The following is a 16117-nucleotide window of genomic DNA, read 5'->3' as shown; positions in this document are numbered from 1 at the left end:
CGTGGCGTCAGCAGAGAATAGGGATGTGATGAACGGTCCCGTCTTCGTTCGTTCCGAGGCAATAATAGACAGCGCCGACGCCTGCACCCACGACCACTATCAGAATGCCTGCAGCGATAGCGGCGCCTGCACTTGCCGTCACAGTTGGTGGTTCTAGCCCGCTTGGCAGATTGGCGCGCGACGCGAACGATGCAATAGCTTCATCGCGGGCCAACTCCGGCATCACGTTGTTGAGATGCTCAGTGACATGAACAAGGGGGTTCTTTGATTGCGCTTTATCCTTCTTGATGAGCTCGATGGTTTTGTTGGCGGTGTCAACGAAGGCCTGCGGATTGTCCTCGAACGCAGCCGTTATAGCGGAAATGTGAGCTCTAAAGGTTTCGACATTCAGCATTTCTTTGTCTGACATGTGGACTTCTCCAAGTTGCAAGGGTGCATATGGATGGCCCATGTTGCGCCTTCGCGGGTTGAGATGCGAACTCGCCAACTGCAATAGAGTTAGCCGAAGCATACAACCACCAAATGAAGTCGCTGACAGCGGTAGAACTACCTAAATTTCGAGTTTGATCGTTAAGGCAAGCGCTAGGCTATTGCCTCAGACAGAACGCGTGTGCTCGTCGATCGCTTCCATCAACGCTTTCACACTATCGCTGGCCTCGTGGGTCATCGTGCCGCCGATGTCGAGCTTATCGCCATACTTCTTCGGCTGAAGCTTGGCTGCCATCCACCTTCGGGCATCGATTCGGAGTGTTGAGCTGCGAATGGCGTCACCGTTCTCTTGCCCTCCGATCACCTCCCCGTCCGCATTCCTCTTTTCCATCTGATCGTTGCGGCCGTCGTCGGCAATGTTGAGCATTTCTTCGACGAGCGTGTGCGCTCGGCTCCGACCGCGAGGTGTGTGCTATGTGAACCGCGTCATTCGCTCCCATAGCATGCCGCTTTGGCCCTCCAGTTGCCCGCAACTTAGCCGATTAAGCGTAGCGTTCAACCATCCGCCGTTGCAGGCGGGGCACCCTGCGATTAGTCGAGGAAGGCTTTTGAATAGTCCGCCAGTCGTGTCGAATTGCCGGTGCTGCTTCGGATCCTGCCTCGCTGTGGCACCATCGCGTCCCGAAAAGAACAGAAGCGCGATGCCGACATCCTTGGTAATGGCAGCAATCGGCACGATTCGGCAGGCTTTGGCATAGTGGGGCATGGCACGAACAAGCTGAAAAATGTCGATTTTCACCTCGATATGAGCGAGGTCGCGGAGCGGTACGGCATTTCGATCCGCACGCTTGAGCACTGGTTGAAAGACCCGGCCCTCGGCTTCCCGGTCCCCATGATCATCAACAAGCGCCGCTTCTTTGAAGCCTCCGAGCTCCACCGCTTCGACGAGACACAGTGTGGTCGCGATCCCGACCCAATCGACGAGCTGCATGGGCTCAAAGCAGTCTGGCCGGTCATCACCGATTACGAGGGCTTCATCAAAGCGCTCAAGGGCCGGCGCGAGACGATGGGGATGAGCAATGCCGAGCTCGAGCACCGCGGCGGGATGCAGGAGGGCTACGTCACCAAGCTCGAGAACTGGCCGCGTGAGCACAGCCGGGGCATGGGGCCGGAGACCATGCCGCTGTGGCTCGGTGGCCTCCGCTTGGGCATTGTGCTGGTTAATCTGCCGCGCCGGACACGGAAGACAAAGGGTGAAGCGGCATGAGCGAGATCCCCGTTTCCACTCCTGATGACATCGACGAGGTCGCCCGGCGCATCTGCTATGACGAGCTCAGCCTGCAGACCAAGTTCAGCGAGTTCGTGATGGAGATAATCTGCCATCACGTTGCTGCGGGCATTCGTGCCGAGCGTGAGCGGTGCGCCCAGCTGCCGACAACGTTTGGCTTCATGCCGAACCTGGATTTGATCGTCAATCCGCGCGTGCGATCGCTGCTTTGATCGCTCAACACATCCGCACGGGCACCGGGAGTGCGGCGGCATGAGCAAACGACCGGTAGAGGCATGGCTCAAGTCCGAAGATGCCGAGCAGTGGGCCGATGCCGTGATGGCTTGCCAAAGCGGCGCGCCATGGGAATGCGCGGAGGCAGGGAGCTGCTATCACGAGGGCTCGTGCTTCACCACCGATCGCCAGGCCGCTTGCGCCGCGTGGCGCATGATCCAGCGGCTGAGCAGCGAGAACCGGGAGGTGCAGCGTCACCTTGATCGAGCTGTCGCCTTCCTCAGATATGGCGGCCGGCCAGAGTAAGGAAGTCACCCTCAACCCACCGCGCCATAGGGGTTTTAGGGGTGCCGGCCTTCACATCGAAAATCGACGGTAAGCCTCGAAGCCGCAATCTGCGACATAGCCATAGACTTCGCGGTTCATTCTCGCGTGGTAGAGCTCGACGCTCACCGTCAGATGAGTAGCCGCGCTGAGCTCAGCATCCCAAGCGTCTTTGTGGATCCACCACGTCACCCCTACGTCTTCACCAAAGCCAAGATCGACCGCGACATCGAGATCGCTGTCCGGTCGCGCGTTGCCTCTGATGCGGCTGCCGAACAGGTGAACCGCCACCACAAGAGGATTCTGTGCTGCCCACTCGTGGATCGCGGCGAGCTGCTCGTCTGTCAGGTTCATTTGTATCTCCACACGTTGTCCGCGTCTTCAACAGCAGGCACGGGCGCCGTAGCAGAGACCAGGCTTTAGCGACGTCTGAGCCGTTCGACGAAAGCCTGCTGGACTTCCTCTAGCAGGGGCTGACTGGTGGCGTGGCCTAGCATGCTCAGCCTGTGGTGGATCTCTTCAAATTCTTGTTGACGAATATCCCTCTGGATTGCCTCGTTTGCCAACGTTTCGAGCTCATCGCAAATCAAAAAAACCTGGTGATCGAGCTGCTGTCTTCGTTCATCGCTAAGTGGGAAGGCAAGATCCGCTGCGCGGATATAATGGTATTGGCGTCCATGCGCCGGAACAGCTCTCAGGGCCGCGGATAGCCTATTTTCAGCCATGTCGATGTCTTCCTAGTATGGCGCTGCTGCAAACGATTAGCGCCCGATCTGCTTTCGAAAAACGAGGGATTGATGTCCACGAGACTGCCGCCAGTAGATATCTATAGAGCTCCTTTCATCGAGCCAATGGGTCATCTTGCGATGCAAGCTGCCTACGCTGAACAGGCTATTATTGAGCTATGTGCACTAGCGATGGAAATGGCGCCAGCGTCGCAGCAAGAGCGCCATCTAGCTGAGGCCAGGCGAATGAAGGTCACCGCGGAGCTGCGGAATTGGAGCGAGAAGTTCGCGCTAGCTTGCCTGAGTCACCTGCCGGACGAGGAGATGCGCGAGGCAAGTGAGGGACTTGCTCGGCAGTACACGCAGCTCTCGAAGCAGCGGCATAGAGCGATTCACGATGCCATCCACGTTGGAATCGATGATGACAATCGTGTTCTCGCGCTTCGTCTACAGTACGAAAAGCTTACGCCGGGCAGTAGCGTTGCACGATTGCACGAGACCAGTGCTGAAGACGTGGCAACCGTCGCTTTTGCACTCTATGATCTTCAGCAGGATATCGGCGTCAAGGTCTACCAGCTGGCCAGTTTGCTCGGCTCCGTTTAGGTACCAAATTTGGAGAGCGTGAGGAGAACCGGATGTCTACAACAGGGGTGTTTGTGACTGAAGCCGAGCTCGCAGAGCGCATGGGCATCAAGACACAGGAGCTCAGGGATGCGCTGTCGGCTCTATCAAAGTCCGGGTTTCCGCAACCGGATCCGCTGTTCGGCGGCCGACGCTACTGGCCGGCCTGCGAGGCGTTCCTCGATCGCCGATACGGACTCACCTCATACTCAACAACGGGCACTCCCGGCCTAGACGGTCAGGAGAATTGGTCCTGATGGCTGGCAAGCGCACCACATCTGCGGCAGCTCTGACTATCGGCCTATTTCTCATACTTCTGCCCGCCCAAGCCTTCAGCCTAGCACCAACGGATGGAGGCTTGGCTGCGCTGACAGATTCTCAGATCAGCGTGCGCGATCTCGCCGCTCAGCAAGAGATGGTTTTCTGGGCCGAATGCATGTTTTGGACGACCGTGGTGAGTTTGGTTGTCAGCATCTTTGCCCTGCTGGGACTGCTCAATTCGCTTAGACAGACCCGAGCGTCGATCGCCGTTACTCGCGATGCCGCGTTTCTTGAGCAGCGACCATGGCTTGCGGTGTCCGGTGTGGAAATCTTGAATATCGATATCGGTGACTGGAATGAGAATGGCACTCATGGATCCTTCGTCCACAACCCACAAGGAAACCGAGTTTTTATCTTCGGAAATTTCACCGTGCGCAACGAAGGTAAGACCCCGGCATTTGGAATTCAGTATACGACCACGTTCGTAAATAGCGACTCATCTGATCCCAAGCCACAGCTCAGATCACAGCCGAGCTATTCTGGGGTGCTTGGACCAGATATGACGGAACGGGTAGCATTCATGCACGATGCTGGCCTCAAAGCTGGATCAGAAAGCTTGGGTGCGCCTCAACTAACAATTTCCATCGAGTATCGTCATTACAAACGTAACGACAAACTTCGTACTGTCAGCACGGCTATTTTAGCAATGGAGCTAACAGCAGAGGAACGTGAAATGAATGCTGCGGCGGTACTTCTCTCCCGTATGGATGTCATCAACGGCACGAATGTTGACCCTCATCACATGTATATTGTTGAGATGAATTAGGTCAGATTAACCGATAGGCGGGACAAGGGTCTGATTAGGGTCAAGCCTATCTTGTATATGTCTGCTAACCGCTGAATAGATTGTCAGAGCACGCTCGTAGTACTCGGCCATTTTGGCGGGTTTCATTTTCGCCATGAGCGCAAACTCCGTTGGATCCATCGCCTCTAAGTGCCGGATCACCATATCGACGCGATCTCTTGAAAGACCATTCGCCGAGCCGAGGAAAATCGCGGTTTCATCGAACCAAAAATGCCAGGCGTCGCGCTCGATCTCAATGTCCGTTGGCGTCATTCTCATCGCTTCATCCTCACGCCAGCGCCGCCGTCGACGTTTTCGCCAGCATCTTGGAAGAGCACGCCCGCGTCTTCGATTGCTCGTCGCAAAGCCGCGCTCGTCCTGTCCTGCGCAACCAGGGGACCCGGCTGGCCCTCGAGTCGCTTCACCGTCGGTAGGGAAACGCCCGACGCTGCTGCCAGGTCTTTCTGCTCCCACCTCAGCAACGCGCGCGCCGCGCGGATCTGCTCGCTTGTCGTCATGCGCCCCTCAAATAATACCTCAGGTATTGACGATACCTTGAGTATCAGATAATACCCTAAGCATTGTTTAACGCAATGAGGATTCGCAAGATGCCGAACAAACCCGTTCCGGCCGCCGCCGAAGGCATGCCAACTGACGCCCGCGTAATGAATAGCTATCTCGAAGCCGCCGATCTCATTTACGAGGTGAGGCAGCACGCCGGTCTGATCGGCATGGCGCTTGATAGCATCTCGCTGGACAGGGAGCTAAGCGCGATCGCCGGCGGCATCACGACACTTCAGCGGAAGATCGAGCAGCTCGAGCAGACAATGGAGCGCGCGAGAGTTCCCTCCAGAACTACCGCGGAGTATCACGCCCGCGAACTGGCACGAGCTATGGGCTCATGGGCAGACCTGGCGCATTTCCAGATCACAATTAAAGCGATGGATCCGGAGCAGCCGCTTGCCTGGCGTCAAGAAGACTCATGACCGCAAACGTCGCCAATGTTGCCCGCAATGTTGCCCGGCGCAGGCCGTCTGGTTTGTCCTGGAGACTAAGTGATTGAAAAGATTGGTGCCGCTTACGTGACTCGAACACGTGACCCCATCATTACGAATGATGTGCTCTACCGACTGAGCTAAAGCGGCCTTCGGCGCGGCCCCAGTCAAGGGGCGGCCGGATGTGAGGGGCTGATACCTGCAAAGCGGGGGAAATTCAAGCCGTCTTGTTACGCCCCTGGGCAAAAAGCTCAGGCCATTAAGCCTCGGGCAAGGCGGCTAGGGCGAGGCGGGTGCGAGCAGCTTGATATTCGGCTTGCAGGCGATCGACCAGCGCGCTGACGGGGCCGCGGCTGGTGACGGCGCCGATGCCCTGGCCGGCGCCCCAGATGTCGCGCCAGGCTTTCGCGCCGCCGGCCGAGGCGGCGGCCGCAAAGTCGATACCCTCCACAGTTTCCTTGGTGAGGGCGGTGGGGTCGAGCCCTGCAGCAATGATGGAGGGGCGCAGGTAGTTGCCGGGAATGCCGGTGAAATGGGCGGTGTAGAGAATATCGGACGCCCCGGCCTCGACGATCATCTGCTTGTAGTCGGCGCTGGCCCGCGCCTCGTCGGTGGCGATGAAGGGCGAGCCGATATAGGCCATGTCCGCCCCCATCGCCTCAGCCGCCAGGATCGCGCCACCCGTAGCAATCGCGCCCGAAAGCAGCAGCGGTCCGTCAAACCAGCTGCGGATTTCCTGGACGAGCGCGAAAGGCGAGAGCGTGCCGGCATGGCCGCCGGCGCCGGCGGCCACCGCGATCAGTCCATCCGCCCCCTTGTCGATCGCCGAATGCGCGTGGCGCACATTGATCACATCATGCAGCACGAGGCCGCCATAGGAATGGATGGCCTGATTGACCTCCGGAACGGCGCCGAGCGAGGAGATGACGATCGGCACCTTATATTTCACGCAGAGCGACAGATCGTGCTCCAGACGGTGATTGGTCTTGTGGACGATCTGGTTGACGGCGAACGGGGCGCTCGGCCGGTCCGGATGGGCGGCGTCGTGGGCGGCGAGTGTTTCGTTGATCTCGGCCAGCCAGTCGTCGAGCTCGGCTTCCGGCCGCGCGTTGAGGGCCGGGAAACTGCCGATGACGCCCGCCTTGCACTGAGAGACGGTGAGGGCGGGATGCGAGATGATGAAGAGCGGCGCGGCGGCGACCGGGAGACGGAGCCTTTCGGTCAGGATCGGGGGCAGCGCCATAAAGTCCTCCTCTGGATTTTGACGTTCGCGTAAACGGAAGATAGCGGTGTGACATCTTGCTTGGCAAGCGGTCGTCTTACGGACCGGGCCAACCACAGCGGACGAGGCGTGAGATCTGGCCGGCCTAGGCTTTTCGCGTCCGGCCTGACGTGGCACGCATTTGTCCGTGCCAGAGGCTATCCGAGCAAGGGCAGGGCGTCCGCGAGACCATGAGACGTGCCGGCATCTGATCAGGACCGGTCCTGCCCGAGGGCGGCGCCCTTGCGGAACGCGGCGTCAACCGTTACCGAATCCTGAACGGCGCCGGCATGCGGCGCCCGAGCGCGCATGGCGGGTCGCTCGCCGTCCGGCTGCGGATCCTTTCGATCCCGGCCGGCGGCAGGAGAGGCCGCCCGGCCATGCATGCCCAAGGGAGTAAGTGGTGAGCGGACTCGAAACGGCCATCAGGCAGGCGCTGGAGCGATCCGATCGGACCAGTCCGGAGACACGCGCCCGGATCTATCAGTCGGCGCGCAATGCGCTGGAGGCCGGCCTTCGCAAGCAGAACATCGTCGATGCGACCGTGGTGGCCCAGCAGCGCCATCGGCTGGAAACGGTGATCCACGGCATCGAGCAGGAGGAACGCATCGCCTTGTCCACGGCGCCGTCCGTGCCGCCGCCGCCGGTGCCGCCTGCTCCCGCCGATCATCTGAATGAGACCGACCGACCTGGCGAACCCCGCCTGTCCGCCGTGCGTGAGCTTGGCCGTCCCCCTCGTGCGGAACCCGCTTTCCAAGCCCCGCCATCGCCGGCGATCACGCCGGATAGTTTCTTCGACCGCCGGCCGAATGGACAAGGCTCCTCCGCGGAACCCCCGCCACTGACGGCATCGCCGGCCGCGGAGCGGCAGGACGCGCGCGGCGCTGCGGCCCCGAGCCTCGACGATGTCCATGCGGACCCGGCCTATGCCGATCCGCCGGGTGTGCGCGGTGGCTCGTTAGGCGCTGACCGTTCGATCTTCGAAGACCTCAGGCCGGACCGTGCTTTCGGGTCCGCGCCGGCGGGCAAGGCGCGGGTCGCCGAGCCGCCGGTTCTTGCCGCAGAACCACGGCTTGGCGGTGGGCTGTCCGGCCGCCGCGGCCGCGGCGCGGGCCGAGCCGCGGTCGAGCGCGTCGACGATGCCAATGATCTCGGCCTGCCGGGGGCGGAGCCGCTGGTGCCGCGCCGCCGTCGCCGCCGTGGGCGCTGGCTTTCCGGCCTCGCGGCCTTCGCAATCCTGGTCGGCGCCATCGGCAGCGCGACCTGGTGGGTCGTGAGTACCGGCTTGCTGTCCGCGCCCTCCAGCCCTGCGCTGACGCCCAACAGCATTTCGGCCGAGAATTTCGACGGCAGCGCCGGGCTGCGCACGCTCGGCGCCGAAGCGGGCTTTTCCGGCGATTGGACCGACGTCTATCGAGCGGGCGAGGGCGAGGCAACGCCCGGCCCCGCCGCCCGGATCGAGACGCTGGAAGACGACGCGGGCAAGCGGCTGCGCATCACCTCCAGCGCCGACGGGCCGGAAGGGTCGGTCTCGATCGCCGTCCCGCCCGAGATCCTCGCCTCGCTGTCCGGCAAGACCTCGACCATGGCGCTCGGCGTGCGGGCAGAAATGGGCAAGCCGACGCAATTCTCTGTCGAATGCGACTTCGGCTCGCTCGGCGGCTGTGGCCGCCATCGCTTCACCGTCAATGACGAGACCAGCGACATGCTGTTCAAGATCAGCTTCGACCGCAGCTTGGCGCCGAGCACACCGGGCAAGATCCTGATCAACAGCGATGTCAGCGGTCGCGGCGCGGCGCTCGACCTTTCCGTGATCCGCCTGCTGCCCGGCCAATAGGCTCGGTAGATCCTTCGCCGGCTGCCCCGGTGATTGCTTCTTGCAGCACATCACGGCCTGCGGGCGAGTGCGCTGCAATCTGACGATCGCGGGTGGCGGTGCATCGAACCACGCGTTGTATAAATTCGAGGCAAGAGCTTCAAAAATAAGCTTTTTTCTCTGTCAGATTCAGACATTTCTAAGGTCCCGATCCTAGCCTGTGCCGGACTGCCGGCTAAAGGTCCGGCAGGTTGGAGGCCTCATGTCACTTCGCGGAAAACTGCTCCTCAGTATCGCTTTGCTCATTGCCGTCATTGTCGGCATTTCAGGCTTCTCTTTCTCGGCTATGAGCCGGACATCCGAACTCGCCTCCTCGATCGTCACCGATCGGGTGCTCCCGATGGAGACGCTCAAGGTCATCGCCGATCGCTATGCGGTCAATATCGTCGATACGGTCCACAAGGTCCGGTCCGGCGCATTGACGATGGAGCAGGGGATTGGAAATGTCGAAGCGGCGTTGAGCGACATCGACCGGAGCTGGAGCGCCTATGTGGCGACCGAGTTCACCCCGGAAGAGCGGAAGATGGCCGACGATTTTGCGCGGGATCGCCGTGCGGCCGATGCAAAGGTCAAGGATCTCCTCGCCATCCTCGCCTCCAAGGACACGGCGAAACTGGCAAGCTTTGCGGACACGACGCTCTACCCGACGATCGATCCCCTCGGCGGCGATATTGCCGCCCTGATCGACCTGCAGATCCGCGTCGCCAAGGAGAAGCTGGGAGAAAGCGATGCGTTGCGCGGGCTGCTGACAGGGGTTCTCGCCGGTCTGGCGGCCCTGGCCACGCTCATTGCCGGCTTCGCGGTCTGGACGGTGATCCGCGGCGTCATCCGTCCGATCCGTTCGATCACCGGGGCAATGCAGGCGCTAGCTGGCGGCAATATGGATGTGGAGATCTTCGGCGAAGCCCGGCGCGACGAAATCGGGGTCATGGCCGGCACGGTCGCCGTCTTCCGCCAGAATGCCCGCGATCGCCGCCGTCTCGAACAGGAGGCCGATGTCGCCCGTCTGCAGTCGGAGGATGAGCGCAGGATCCGCGAACGCCAGCAGCTGGAGGAAGCGGAAGAGGTGCGCTCTGCCGTCGAGCGGATCGGCGAGGCGCTCGGCGCCTTGTCCGACGGCCGGCTGACCTACCGCATCACTGACCGCTTTGCCGAACGGCTCGACCGGGTCCGGGTCGATTTCAATGCCGCCGTCGAGAAGCTGGAACAGGCCATGTGCCGCGTCGGCGAGAACGCGCAGGCGATTGCCGCCGGCTCGAACCAGATCCTGTCGGCCGCCGACAATCTCTCCCGCCGCACCGAACAGCAGGCGGCCTCTGTGGAAGAGACCGCCGCCGCCCTGGAGCAGATCACCACGACCGTCGGCGATTCCAGCCGCCGCGCCGAAGAGGCGGGGGCGCTCGTCAACCAGGCCCGCACCTCCGCCGAACTTTCCGGCGAAATCGTCCAGCGCGCCGTCGAGGCCATGCACGAGATCGCGGGCTCCTCGCGCGAGATCTCCTCCATCATCGGCGTGATCGACGAGATCGCCTTCCAGACCAATCTCCTGGCGCTGAATGCCGGGGTCGAGGCCGCGCGCACCGGCGAGGCAGGCAAGGGTTTCGCCGTCGTCGCCCAGGAAGTGCGCGAGCTCGCCCAGCGCTCGGCCGGCGCCGCCAAGGAGATCAAGGCCCTGATCGGCAAGTCCGGCAGCCAGGTGAAGAACGGCGTCGATCTCGTGACGGAGACCGGCGCTGCCTTGCATCAGATCGTCGCCCAGGTCCAGGGCATCAGCGCCAATGTTCTCGCCATCGTCGAGGGGGCGCGCGAACAGGCGAACGGGCTCAAGGAGATCAACCACGCGGTCAATACGATCGACCAGAACACCCAGCAGAATGCGAGCATGGTGGAGGAGTCGACGGCTGCCAGCCATGCGCTGGCGCACGAGGCCGATGAACTCTTCAAGCTGGTCGGCGATTTCGAGCTATCGCGTGGCAACACCGCAACTCGATCCTCCGCCACGCCCGTCCGCCGGGCGGCTTGATCTGCTCACGCTCCGGCTTGGGTGCGGCGACTTTGCTGGTGATCAGTCCGTCGATCGGTGTTCCAGCGCGGCGGATTGCCGGCGCTCCGTCAGGAAGGCCCGGATGGCGGGACTGCGGCTGAGCCCGATCGTCCGGCCATAGGCGTCGTCGGCCTCGCCGCGCCTGCCCGCTCGCGCCAGAAGGTCCGCCCGCGCAGCCCAATAGGGCTGGTGGTGGGCGATGGCCTCTTCGGCGATCTCATCCAGAAGGGCGAGGCCGCGCGCCGCCTCCTTGCCCTGCGAGACGGCAAGCGCCCGCCCGATCCGTGCACCGATCGAAGGCGAGGTGAGGACCAAGCCTTCATAGAGCTGGGCGATCGTCGGCCAGTCCGTCCGTCCGGTCACGGCGCGTCCGGCGTGTACGGACTGGATGGCGGCCTCGAGCTGGAACCGGCCGAGTCTGCCAAGCTTCCCCGCCCGGCTGAGACAGGCTTCGGCCTCGGCGATCATGGCGCGATCCCACAGCGCCGGATCCTGCTCGTTGAGCGGAACGTAGCGTCCTGAGACGAAACGGGCGTGGCGACGGGCATGGATATGCAGCTCGAGCGCCGCAAGACCCAGCACCTCCGGCTCGTCGGGCATCAGCGAAACAAGCAGGCGGCTGAGATAGAGGCTCTCGTCCGAAAAGGCCTCGCCCGCCGGCTCCCCGCTGCTCGATGCGTCGAGGCCGAGCGAGAAGGCGACATAGATCGAGGAAAGCACCGCATCGAGCCGCGCTTCGATCTGACGCCGCTCAGGAAGCTCGAAGGCATGGCCCGCTTGCTTGATCCGCGCCTTGGCCCGGCTCAGCCGTTGCCCCATGGTCGAGGGCGCGACGAGAAAGGCGGACGCGATCGAGGCGGCATCGATGCCGAGCACCGTCTGCAGCATCAGCGGCGTGCGGATCTCCGGCTCGATGCTCGGGTGGCAGCAGGCAAACATCAGTTCCAGTCGGTGGTCGGGAATGCGGTCCGCGGTGGCGAGTGCCTCCTGTGTGCGCTCGGTCAGGACGAGCATCGACACCGAGCCGGCTTCCACGACCCGTGCTCGCCGCACCCGATCGATGATCCGGCGCCTTGCGGTCGTCAGCAGCCAGGCCTCCGGCGTCGCCGGGACGCCGCTGACCGGCCAGGTCTCCAGCGCCGCGCTCAGCGCATCGGCGAGCGCATCCTCCGCCGCCGCCATGTCGCGCGTCTGCCGCGCGAGCAGGGCCAGCAGGCGGCCGTAGGATTGGCGGACCGCCTGTTCGACGGCCCGCCCTGTCCCTGTGGCCATCATGCCGATGGCGGCGTCAAAAGGGGACGGACCTCGATCACGCCATCGTCCGCCAGCGGTGCACGGGCCGCCCATTCCAGCGCCTTATCCATGTCCGGAACGTCGATCAGGAAAAAGCCGCCAAGCTGTTCCTTGGTCTCCGCAAAGGGGCCGTCCTGAACCTGGTGCCGGCCGCCGCTGAAGTGCACCGTCGCGGCCTTTTCCGGCAGCTCGAGCCCGGCACCGCCGGTCATGATGCCGGCTTCGGCAAGCGCCTGCGAATAGGCAAACCAGGCGGCCATATAGGGGCCGATCCGCTCGGGATCCTTGCGGTTGGCCATTCCTTCCGGGCTCTCATTGATGATCAACGCGAACTGCATGACAATCTCCTTTGAAATGAGCACACCATATGCTCACTCTGAAGACGATGCAGCCCGCCGTCTTTCGACAGGAGGGTCTAAAAAATTCAGTCCTTGTCTTTGCGGACATCCCCGCTGGTCGCGACGATCTTCCTGTCGATCTCGCCGATCGCGTCCTTGTCCTTGCCGGCATAGTCGAGCCTGGTGAGGATATGGCGGATCACGTTCAGCCGGGCCCGGCGCCGGTCGTTGGCGCGTACGATCGTCCAGGGAGCCTTGTCCGTGTGCGTCTCCTTGAACATGCGGTCACGCTTCTCGGTGTAATCGTCCCAGCGCGTCAGAGCTTCGATATCCATCGGGGAGAGCTTCCAGACCTTCAGCGGATCGTGGCGGCGCTGGTGGAACTGCATCAGCTGCATCTCGCGGCCGATTTCGAGCCAGATCTTGATCAGCGCGATACCCTCATCGACGATCATGGTCTCGAAGTGCGGCGTCTGCGCGAGAAAATGCTCATATTGCTCCGGCGTGCAGAAGCCCATGACCGGCTCGACCCCGGCGCGGTTGTACCAGGAGCGGTCGAAAAGGATGAATTCGCCGGCCGACGGGAAATGCGTAATGTAGCGCTGGTAGTACCACTGTCCTTGCTCGGTCTCGGTCGGCTTCGTCAGTGCGACGATCCGGGCGGTGCGCGGGTTCATATAGGCGCGGATCTCGTGGATGGCACCGCCCTTGCCGGCGGCGTCGCGGCCTTCGAAGAGCACGATCACCCGCTTGCCGGTCGCCTGCTGCCAGGCTTGCACCTTGACGAGCTCGATCTGCAGGCGCTCCAGCTCGGTCTTGAACGTGTCCTTGTCGAGCTTCTTGTCATAGGGATAGCCGCCCGAGGATAGCGCTTTTTTCGTCACCCAATCCGGCAGTTCCGGCGTGTCCACGTCGAAGCTGCGCGTCTTGCCGCCGATCTTCAGCGCCACTGGCAGAATGTCGTCCATGCAATGTCCTCCTCGTTTCGACCCTGCTTTTCCCGCATGGGACAATCGGAAGCAGGGCCATAATTGCGTTGTGGTTTCAAGCGGTCCGTGAAAATCATGTCACGGAAGCGGTCTATGGCATCAACGAGCAGCGGGCGCTGCCATGTCGGAAACGCGCCGGCGGAAGAGGGGTTGCATGGCAGTCTGGCGGCACCTGTGGCGGAGGGCTTATGGCGAGCTGGGGATTCTCCTGGCTTCGCTCGCGGCTGCCGTCGCCGTGGTTCTGGCGGCAGGCCATGCGGCGCTGGTGGTCGTGCTCTGGCTCATTTTCGCGGCAGCCCTTCTGCGTCGCCCGGTCGCCACGCCGGAGGAGGTTCAGACGGTTGACGATGCACCGCCGAAGCCGCCGGATCTCGAGGCACTCGGCGCTGGGTTCGACGCGCTCGACACGCCGATCCTGGTGGTCGGGCCCGACGAGGCGGTGCTTTTCCAGAACCAGGCGGCGGAGAAGGCCTTCGGGGTCATCCCTCCCTTCACCGACCTGTCGGCGCGGGTGCGCTCTCCGGGCATTCTCGATATGGTGCGCGAGACGATCGCCACCGGCCGCGCCAACCAGATCGAGCATTCCGAGCGCCTGCCGTCCGAGATGGTCTATGTCGTGCGCGTCGCACGCGCGACCGTCGACGAAGCCCGGCAGACGACCGTCTATGTGATTTCCTACCGCGACATCTCGCAGGCGCGGCGGATCGACCGCATGCGCTCCGATTTTGTCGCCAATGCCAGCCATGAGCTGCGAACGCCGCTCGCCTCTCTGCGCGGCTTCATCGAGACCCTGCAGGGCCCGGCTCGCAACGATGCCAAGGCGCAGGAGCGCTTTCTCGGCATCATGCTGGAGCAGGCAACGCGGATGAGCCGGCTCGTCGACGACCTGCTCTCGCTGTCGCGGCTGGAGCTGAAGGCGCATATCGCGCCCTCCGACGAGGTCGATCTGGTTCCGCTGCTCGGCCATGTCCGCGATGCGCTGGGGCCGCTGTCCCGCGAACTCGACGTCTGCATCGAGTTTGCCCAGCCGTCGAGCCCGGCAATCGTCCAGGGCGACCGCGACGAGCTGATCGAGGTCTTCGAGAACCTGGTCGAGAACGCCTGCAAATACGGCCAGGAAGGAAAGAAGGTCGAGATCTCCGTTTCCGGCGGCGGCGCGGAGCCGACCGAAGTGTCCGTTCGCGACTATGGACCCGGCATTCCCGCGGAACATGTCCCGCGCATCACCGAGCGTTTCTATCGCGTCAACGTCGAGGCGAGCCGCTCGAAAAAGGGTACAGGGCTTGGCTTGGCGATCGTCAAGCACATCCTCACCCGCCACCGGGCACGGCTTATTGTCCGCTCTACCCTGGGCGAGGGAACGGTCTTCACCGTGCGCTTTTGACCAAGATTCATGAAATTCTCACTGTATGTCTGAAACCAAAGCATTTTCAGCAGGTTGCAGTGTCATAAATGTTTTGCAAAACTGACATAAAAGCTCCGGGTGTCGGCCGCTAAGGAATGGTTGCCGATAGATTGACGGCAAAAAAATGAGAGCGCTGCCGCTCAGGCGCACCCACCAGCCCACCTTGGGAGAATTCGATGAACACCCTGAAACTTACTGCAGCTGCCCTTGTGGCGACCGTTGCCTTTGCCGGCGCCGCTGCCGCTCGTGACCAGATCCAGGTCGCTGGCTCCTCCACCGTTCTTCCCTATGCCAAGATCGTCGCCGAGACCTTCGGCGAGACCTTCCCCGACTTCAAGACCCCGGTCGTCGAGTCCGGCGGCACCGGTGCCGGCCTGAAGGAATTCTGCAAGGGCGTTGGCCCGGACACGATCGACATCGCCAATGCCTCGCGCAAGATCAAGGACAGCGAGCTGGAGACCTGCAAGGCCGCCGGCGTGACGGAAGTCCAGGAAGTCAAGATCGGCTATGACGGCATCGTCTTCGCGACCGACAGCAGCAATGCCGACCTGAAGCTTGTGCCGAAGGACCTCTACCTCGCGCTCGCCGCCCAGGTCGTCGTCGACGGCAAGCTCGTCGCCAACCCCTACAAGAAGTGGTCCGAAGTCAACAAGGACCTCCCGGACGCCGATATCGCTGCCTACATCCCCGGCGAAAAGCACGGCACGCGCGAAGTCTTCGAAGAAAAGATCCTTCACGCCGGCTGCAAGGACTCCGGCGCCGAGGACGTCATCAAGACAGCCCTGACCGACGCCAAGGAACAGGCGCGCGCCTGCATCGCCGTCCGTAAGGATGGCAAGGCTGTCGACATCGATGGCGACTACACCGAAACGCTCGCTCGCATCGCTGCCAACAAGAGCGGCATCGGCGTCTTCGGTCTCGCCTTCTTCGAGAACAACGCCGACAAGCTGAAGGTCGCCACCGTCAACGGCATCGTTCCTTCGGTCGAAACCATCGCTTCGGGCGAGTATCCGGTTTCCCGTCCGCTGTTCTTCTACGTCAAGAAGGCGCATCTCGGCGTGATCCCGGGCCTCAAGGAATATGTCGAATTCTTCCTCGACGACCAGATGGTCGGCCCGGAAAGCCCCCTGGCAGCCTATGGCCTGGTTTCCGCTCCGGATGCCGAGCGTGAAGCCGCCCGCAAGGCTTTTGCCGACGGCAAGCTGCTCTGA

At 62.4% G+C, this 16117-nt stretch carries 18 protein-coding genes, 1 tRNA gene and 1 pseudogene; 10 read left to right on the top strand and 10 right to left on the bottom strand.

The genetic code is table 11. From position 1 onward, the window contains the following. Positions 1-7: 7 nt before the first annotated feature. Both ACLE20_RS04770 and ACLE20_RS04765 read right to left on the bottom strand, forming a co-directional pair. Positions 8-409 carry a hypothetical protein gene (locus ACLE20_RS04770; RefSeq protein ID WP_410939068.1) on the bottom strand — a complete coding sequence of 134 codons (402 nt, stop codon included), beginning with the start codon at positions 407-409 and terminating at the stop codon, positions 8-10. 186 nt (positions 410-595) lie between these two features. After that, a pseudogene (locus tag ACLE20_RS04765) lies at positions 596-871 on the bottom strand (terminase small subunit protein); the annotation flags it as partial. A 198-nt stretch (positions 872-1069) separates the two neighbouring features. Between ACLE20_RS04765 and ACLE20_RS04760 the strand changes: the two are divergent. From ACLE20_RS04760 to ACLE20_RS04750, 3 genes are read left to right on the top strand one after another with little or no spacing between them, the layout of a single operon-like run. Beyond that, on the top strand, positions 1070-1696 hold the full coding sequence (locus ACLE20_RS04760; RefSeq protein WP_410939067.1) for a DNA-binding protein: 627 nt from the start codon (positions 1070-1072) through the stop codon (positions 1694-1696). Then, positions 1693-1929 (top strand): hypothetical protein, encoded by a 237-nt coding sequence (locus tag ACLE20_RS04755; protein WP_410939066.1) that lies wholly within the window; start codon positions 1693-1695, stop codon positions 1927-1929. The genes ACLE20_RS04760 and ACLE20_RS04755 overlap by 4 nt, the downstream gene beginning before the upstream one ends. Before the next feature lie 40 nt (positions 1930-1969). Further along, positions 1970-2236 carry a hypothetical protein gene (locus tag ACLE20_RS04750; protein ID WP_410939065.1) on the top strand — a complete coding sequence of 89 codons (267 nt, stop codon included), beginning with the start codon at positions 1970-1972 and terminating at the stop codon, positions 2234-2236. Positions 2237-2287: 51 nt separating this feature from the next. Here ACLE20_RS04750 and ACLE20_RS04745 read toward each other — a convergent pair whose 3' ends face one another. Together ACLE20_RS04745 and ACLE20_RS04740 are read right to left on the bottom strand one after the other, a co-directional pair. Next, on the bottom strand, positions 2288-2608 hold the full coding sequence (locus ACLE20_RS04745; RefSeq protein WP_410939064.1) for a nucleotidyltransferase domain-containing protein: 321 nt from the start codon (positions 2606-2608) through the stop codon (positions 2288-2290). A gap of 65 nt (positions 2609-2673) precedes the next feature. Then, entirely contained in the window at positions 2674-2979 is a 306-nt protein-coding gene (locus ACLE20_RS04740) for a hypothetical protein (protein WP_410939063.1), read from the bottom strand. A 72-nt stretch (positions 2980-3051) separates the two neighbouring features. On the opposite strand from ACLE20_RS04740, the gene ACLE20_RS04735 reads away from it, so the two are divergent. Both ACLE20_RS04735 and ACLE20_RS04730 read left to right on the top strand, forming a co-directional pair. Then, positions 3052-3582: a hypothetical protein gene (locus tag ACLE20_RS04735; protein WP_410939062.1), complete on the top strand. Its 531-nt coding sequence runs from the start codon at positions 3052-3054 to the stop codon at positions 3580-3582. Positions 3583-3856: 274 nt separating this feature from the next. Next, on the top strand, positions 3857-4687 hold the full coding sequence (locus ACLE20_RS04730) for a hypothetical protein (protein ID WP_410939061.1): 831 nt from the start codon (positions 3857-3859) through the stop codon (positions 4685-4687). Between the two features lie 6 nt (positions 4688-4693). On the opposite strand, the gene ACLE20_RS04725 is transcribed toward ACLE20_RS04730, so the two are convergent. After that, complete coding sequence (locus ACLE20_RS04725) at positions 4694-4984, bottom strand: hypothetical protein (RefSeq protein ID WP_410939060.1); 291 nt, start codon at positions 4982-4984, stop codon at positions 4694-4696. A gap of 329 nt (positions 4985-5313) precedes the next feature. Between ACLE20_RS04725 and ACLE20_RS04720 the strand changes: the two genes are divergently transcribed. Continuing rightward, positions 5314-5691: a hypothetical protein gene (locus ACLE20_RS04720; RefSeq protein WP_410939059.1), complete on the top strand. Its 378-nt coding sequence runs from the start codon at positions 5314-5316 to the stop codon at positions 5689-5691. Positions 5692-5774: 83 nt separating this feature from the next. Here the strand turns inward: ACLE20_RS04720 and ACLE20_RS04715 are convergent. Both ACLE20_RS04715 and ACLE20_RS04710 read right to left on the bottom strand, forming a co-directional pair. Continuing rightward, a tRNA-Thr gene (locus ACLE20_RS04715) sits at positions 5775-5850 on the bottom strand. A gap of 109 nt (positions 5851-5959) precedes the next feature. Further along, positions 5960-6943 (bottom strand): NAD(P)H-dependent flavin oxidoreductase, encoded by a 984-nt coding sequence (locus ACLE20_RS04710; protein WP_410939058.1) that lies wholly within the window; start codon positions 6941-6943, stop codon positions 5960-5962. 421 nt (positions 6944-7364) lie between these two features. On the opposite strand from ACLE20_RS04710, the gene ACLE20_RS04705 reads away from it, so the two are divergent. Together ACLE20_RS04705 and ACLE20_RS04700 are read left to right on the top strand one after the other, a co-directional pair. Further along, on the top strand, positions 7365-8798 hold the full coding sequence (locus ACLE20_RS04705; protein ID WP_410939057.1) for a biotin transporter BioY: 1434 nt from the start codon (positions 7365-7367) through the stop codon (positions 8796-8798). A gap of 241 nt (positions 8799-9039) precedes the next feature. Beyond that, a complete protein-coding gene (locus ACLE20_RS04700; RefSeq protein ID WP_410939056.1) occupies positions 9040-10860 on the top strand; it encodes a methyl-accepting chemotaxis protein in 1821 nt (606 codons plus the stop codon). 42 nt (positions 10861-10902) lie between these two features. Here ACLE20_RS04700 and ACLE20_RS04695 read toward each other — a convergent pair whose 3' ends face one another. The 3 genes from ACLE20_RS04695 to ppk2 form a co-directional block, all read right to left on the bottom strand. Next, positions 10903-12156: an RNA polymerase sigma factor gene (locus ACLE20_RS04695; RefSeq protein WP_410939055.1), complete on the bottom strand. Its 1254-nt coding sequence runs from the start codon at positions 12154-12156 to the stop codon at positions 10903-10905. Then, a complete protein-coding gene (locus tag ACLE20_RS04690; protein WP_410939054.1) occupies positions 12153-12512 on the bottom strand; it encodes a YciI family protein in 360 nt (119 codons plus the stop codon). Before ACLE20_RS04690 ends, ACLE20_RS04695 begins: the two co-directional genes overlap by 4 nt. Positions 12513-12598: 86 nt before the next feature. After that, positions 12599-13480: a polyphosphate kinase 2 gene (gene ppk2, locus ACLE20_RS04685; protein ID WP_410939053.1), complete on the bottom strand. Its 882-nt coding sequence runs from the start codon at positions 13478-13480 to the stop codon at positions 12599-12601. Positions 13481-13655: 175 nt separating this feature from the next. Here ppk2 and phoR point away from each other — a divergent pair, with 175 nt between their 5' ends. Next, positions 13656-14885 (top strand): phosphate regulon sensor histidine kinase PhoR, encoded by a 1230-nt coding sequence (gene phoR / locus ACLE20_RS04680; RefSeq protein WP_410939052.1) that lies wholly within the window; start codon positions 13656-13658, stop codon positions 14883-14885. Between the two features lie 197 nt (positions 14886-15082). Beyond that, positions 15083-16117, top strand: a complete 1035-nt coding sequence (locus ACLE20_RS04675; RefSeq protein ID WP_410939051.1) for a substrate-binding domain-containing protein — start codon at positions 15083-15085, stop codon at positions 16115-16117.

The organism is Rhizobium sp. YIM 134829 (genome assembly GCF_046546455.1).
This window is presented reverse-complemented; position numbering and strand designations above follow the sequence as displayed.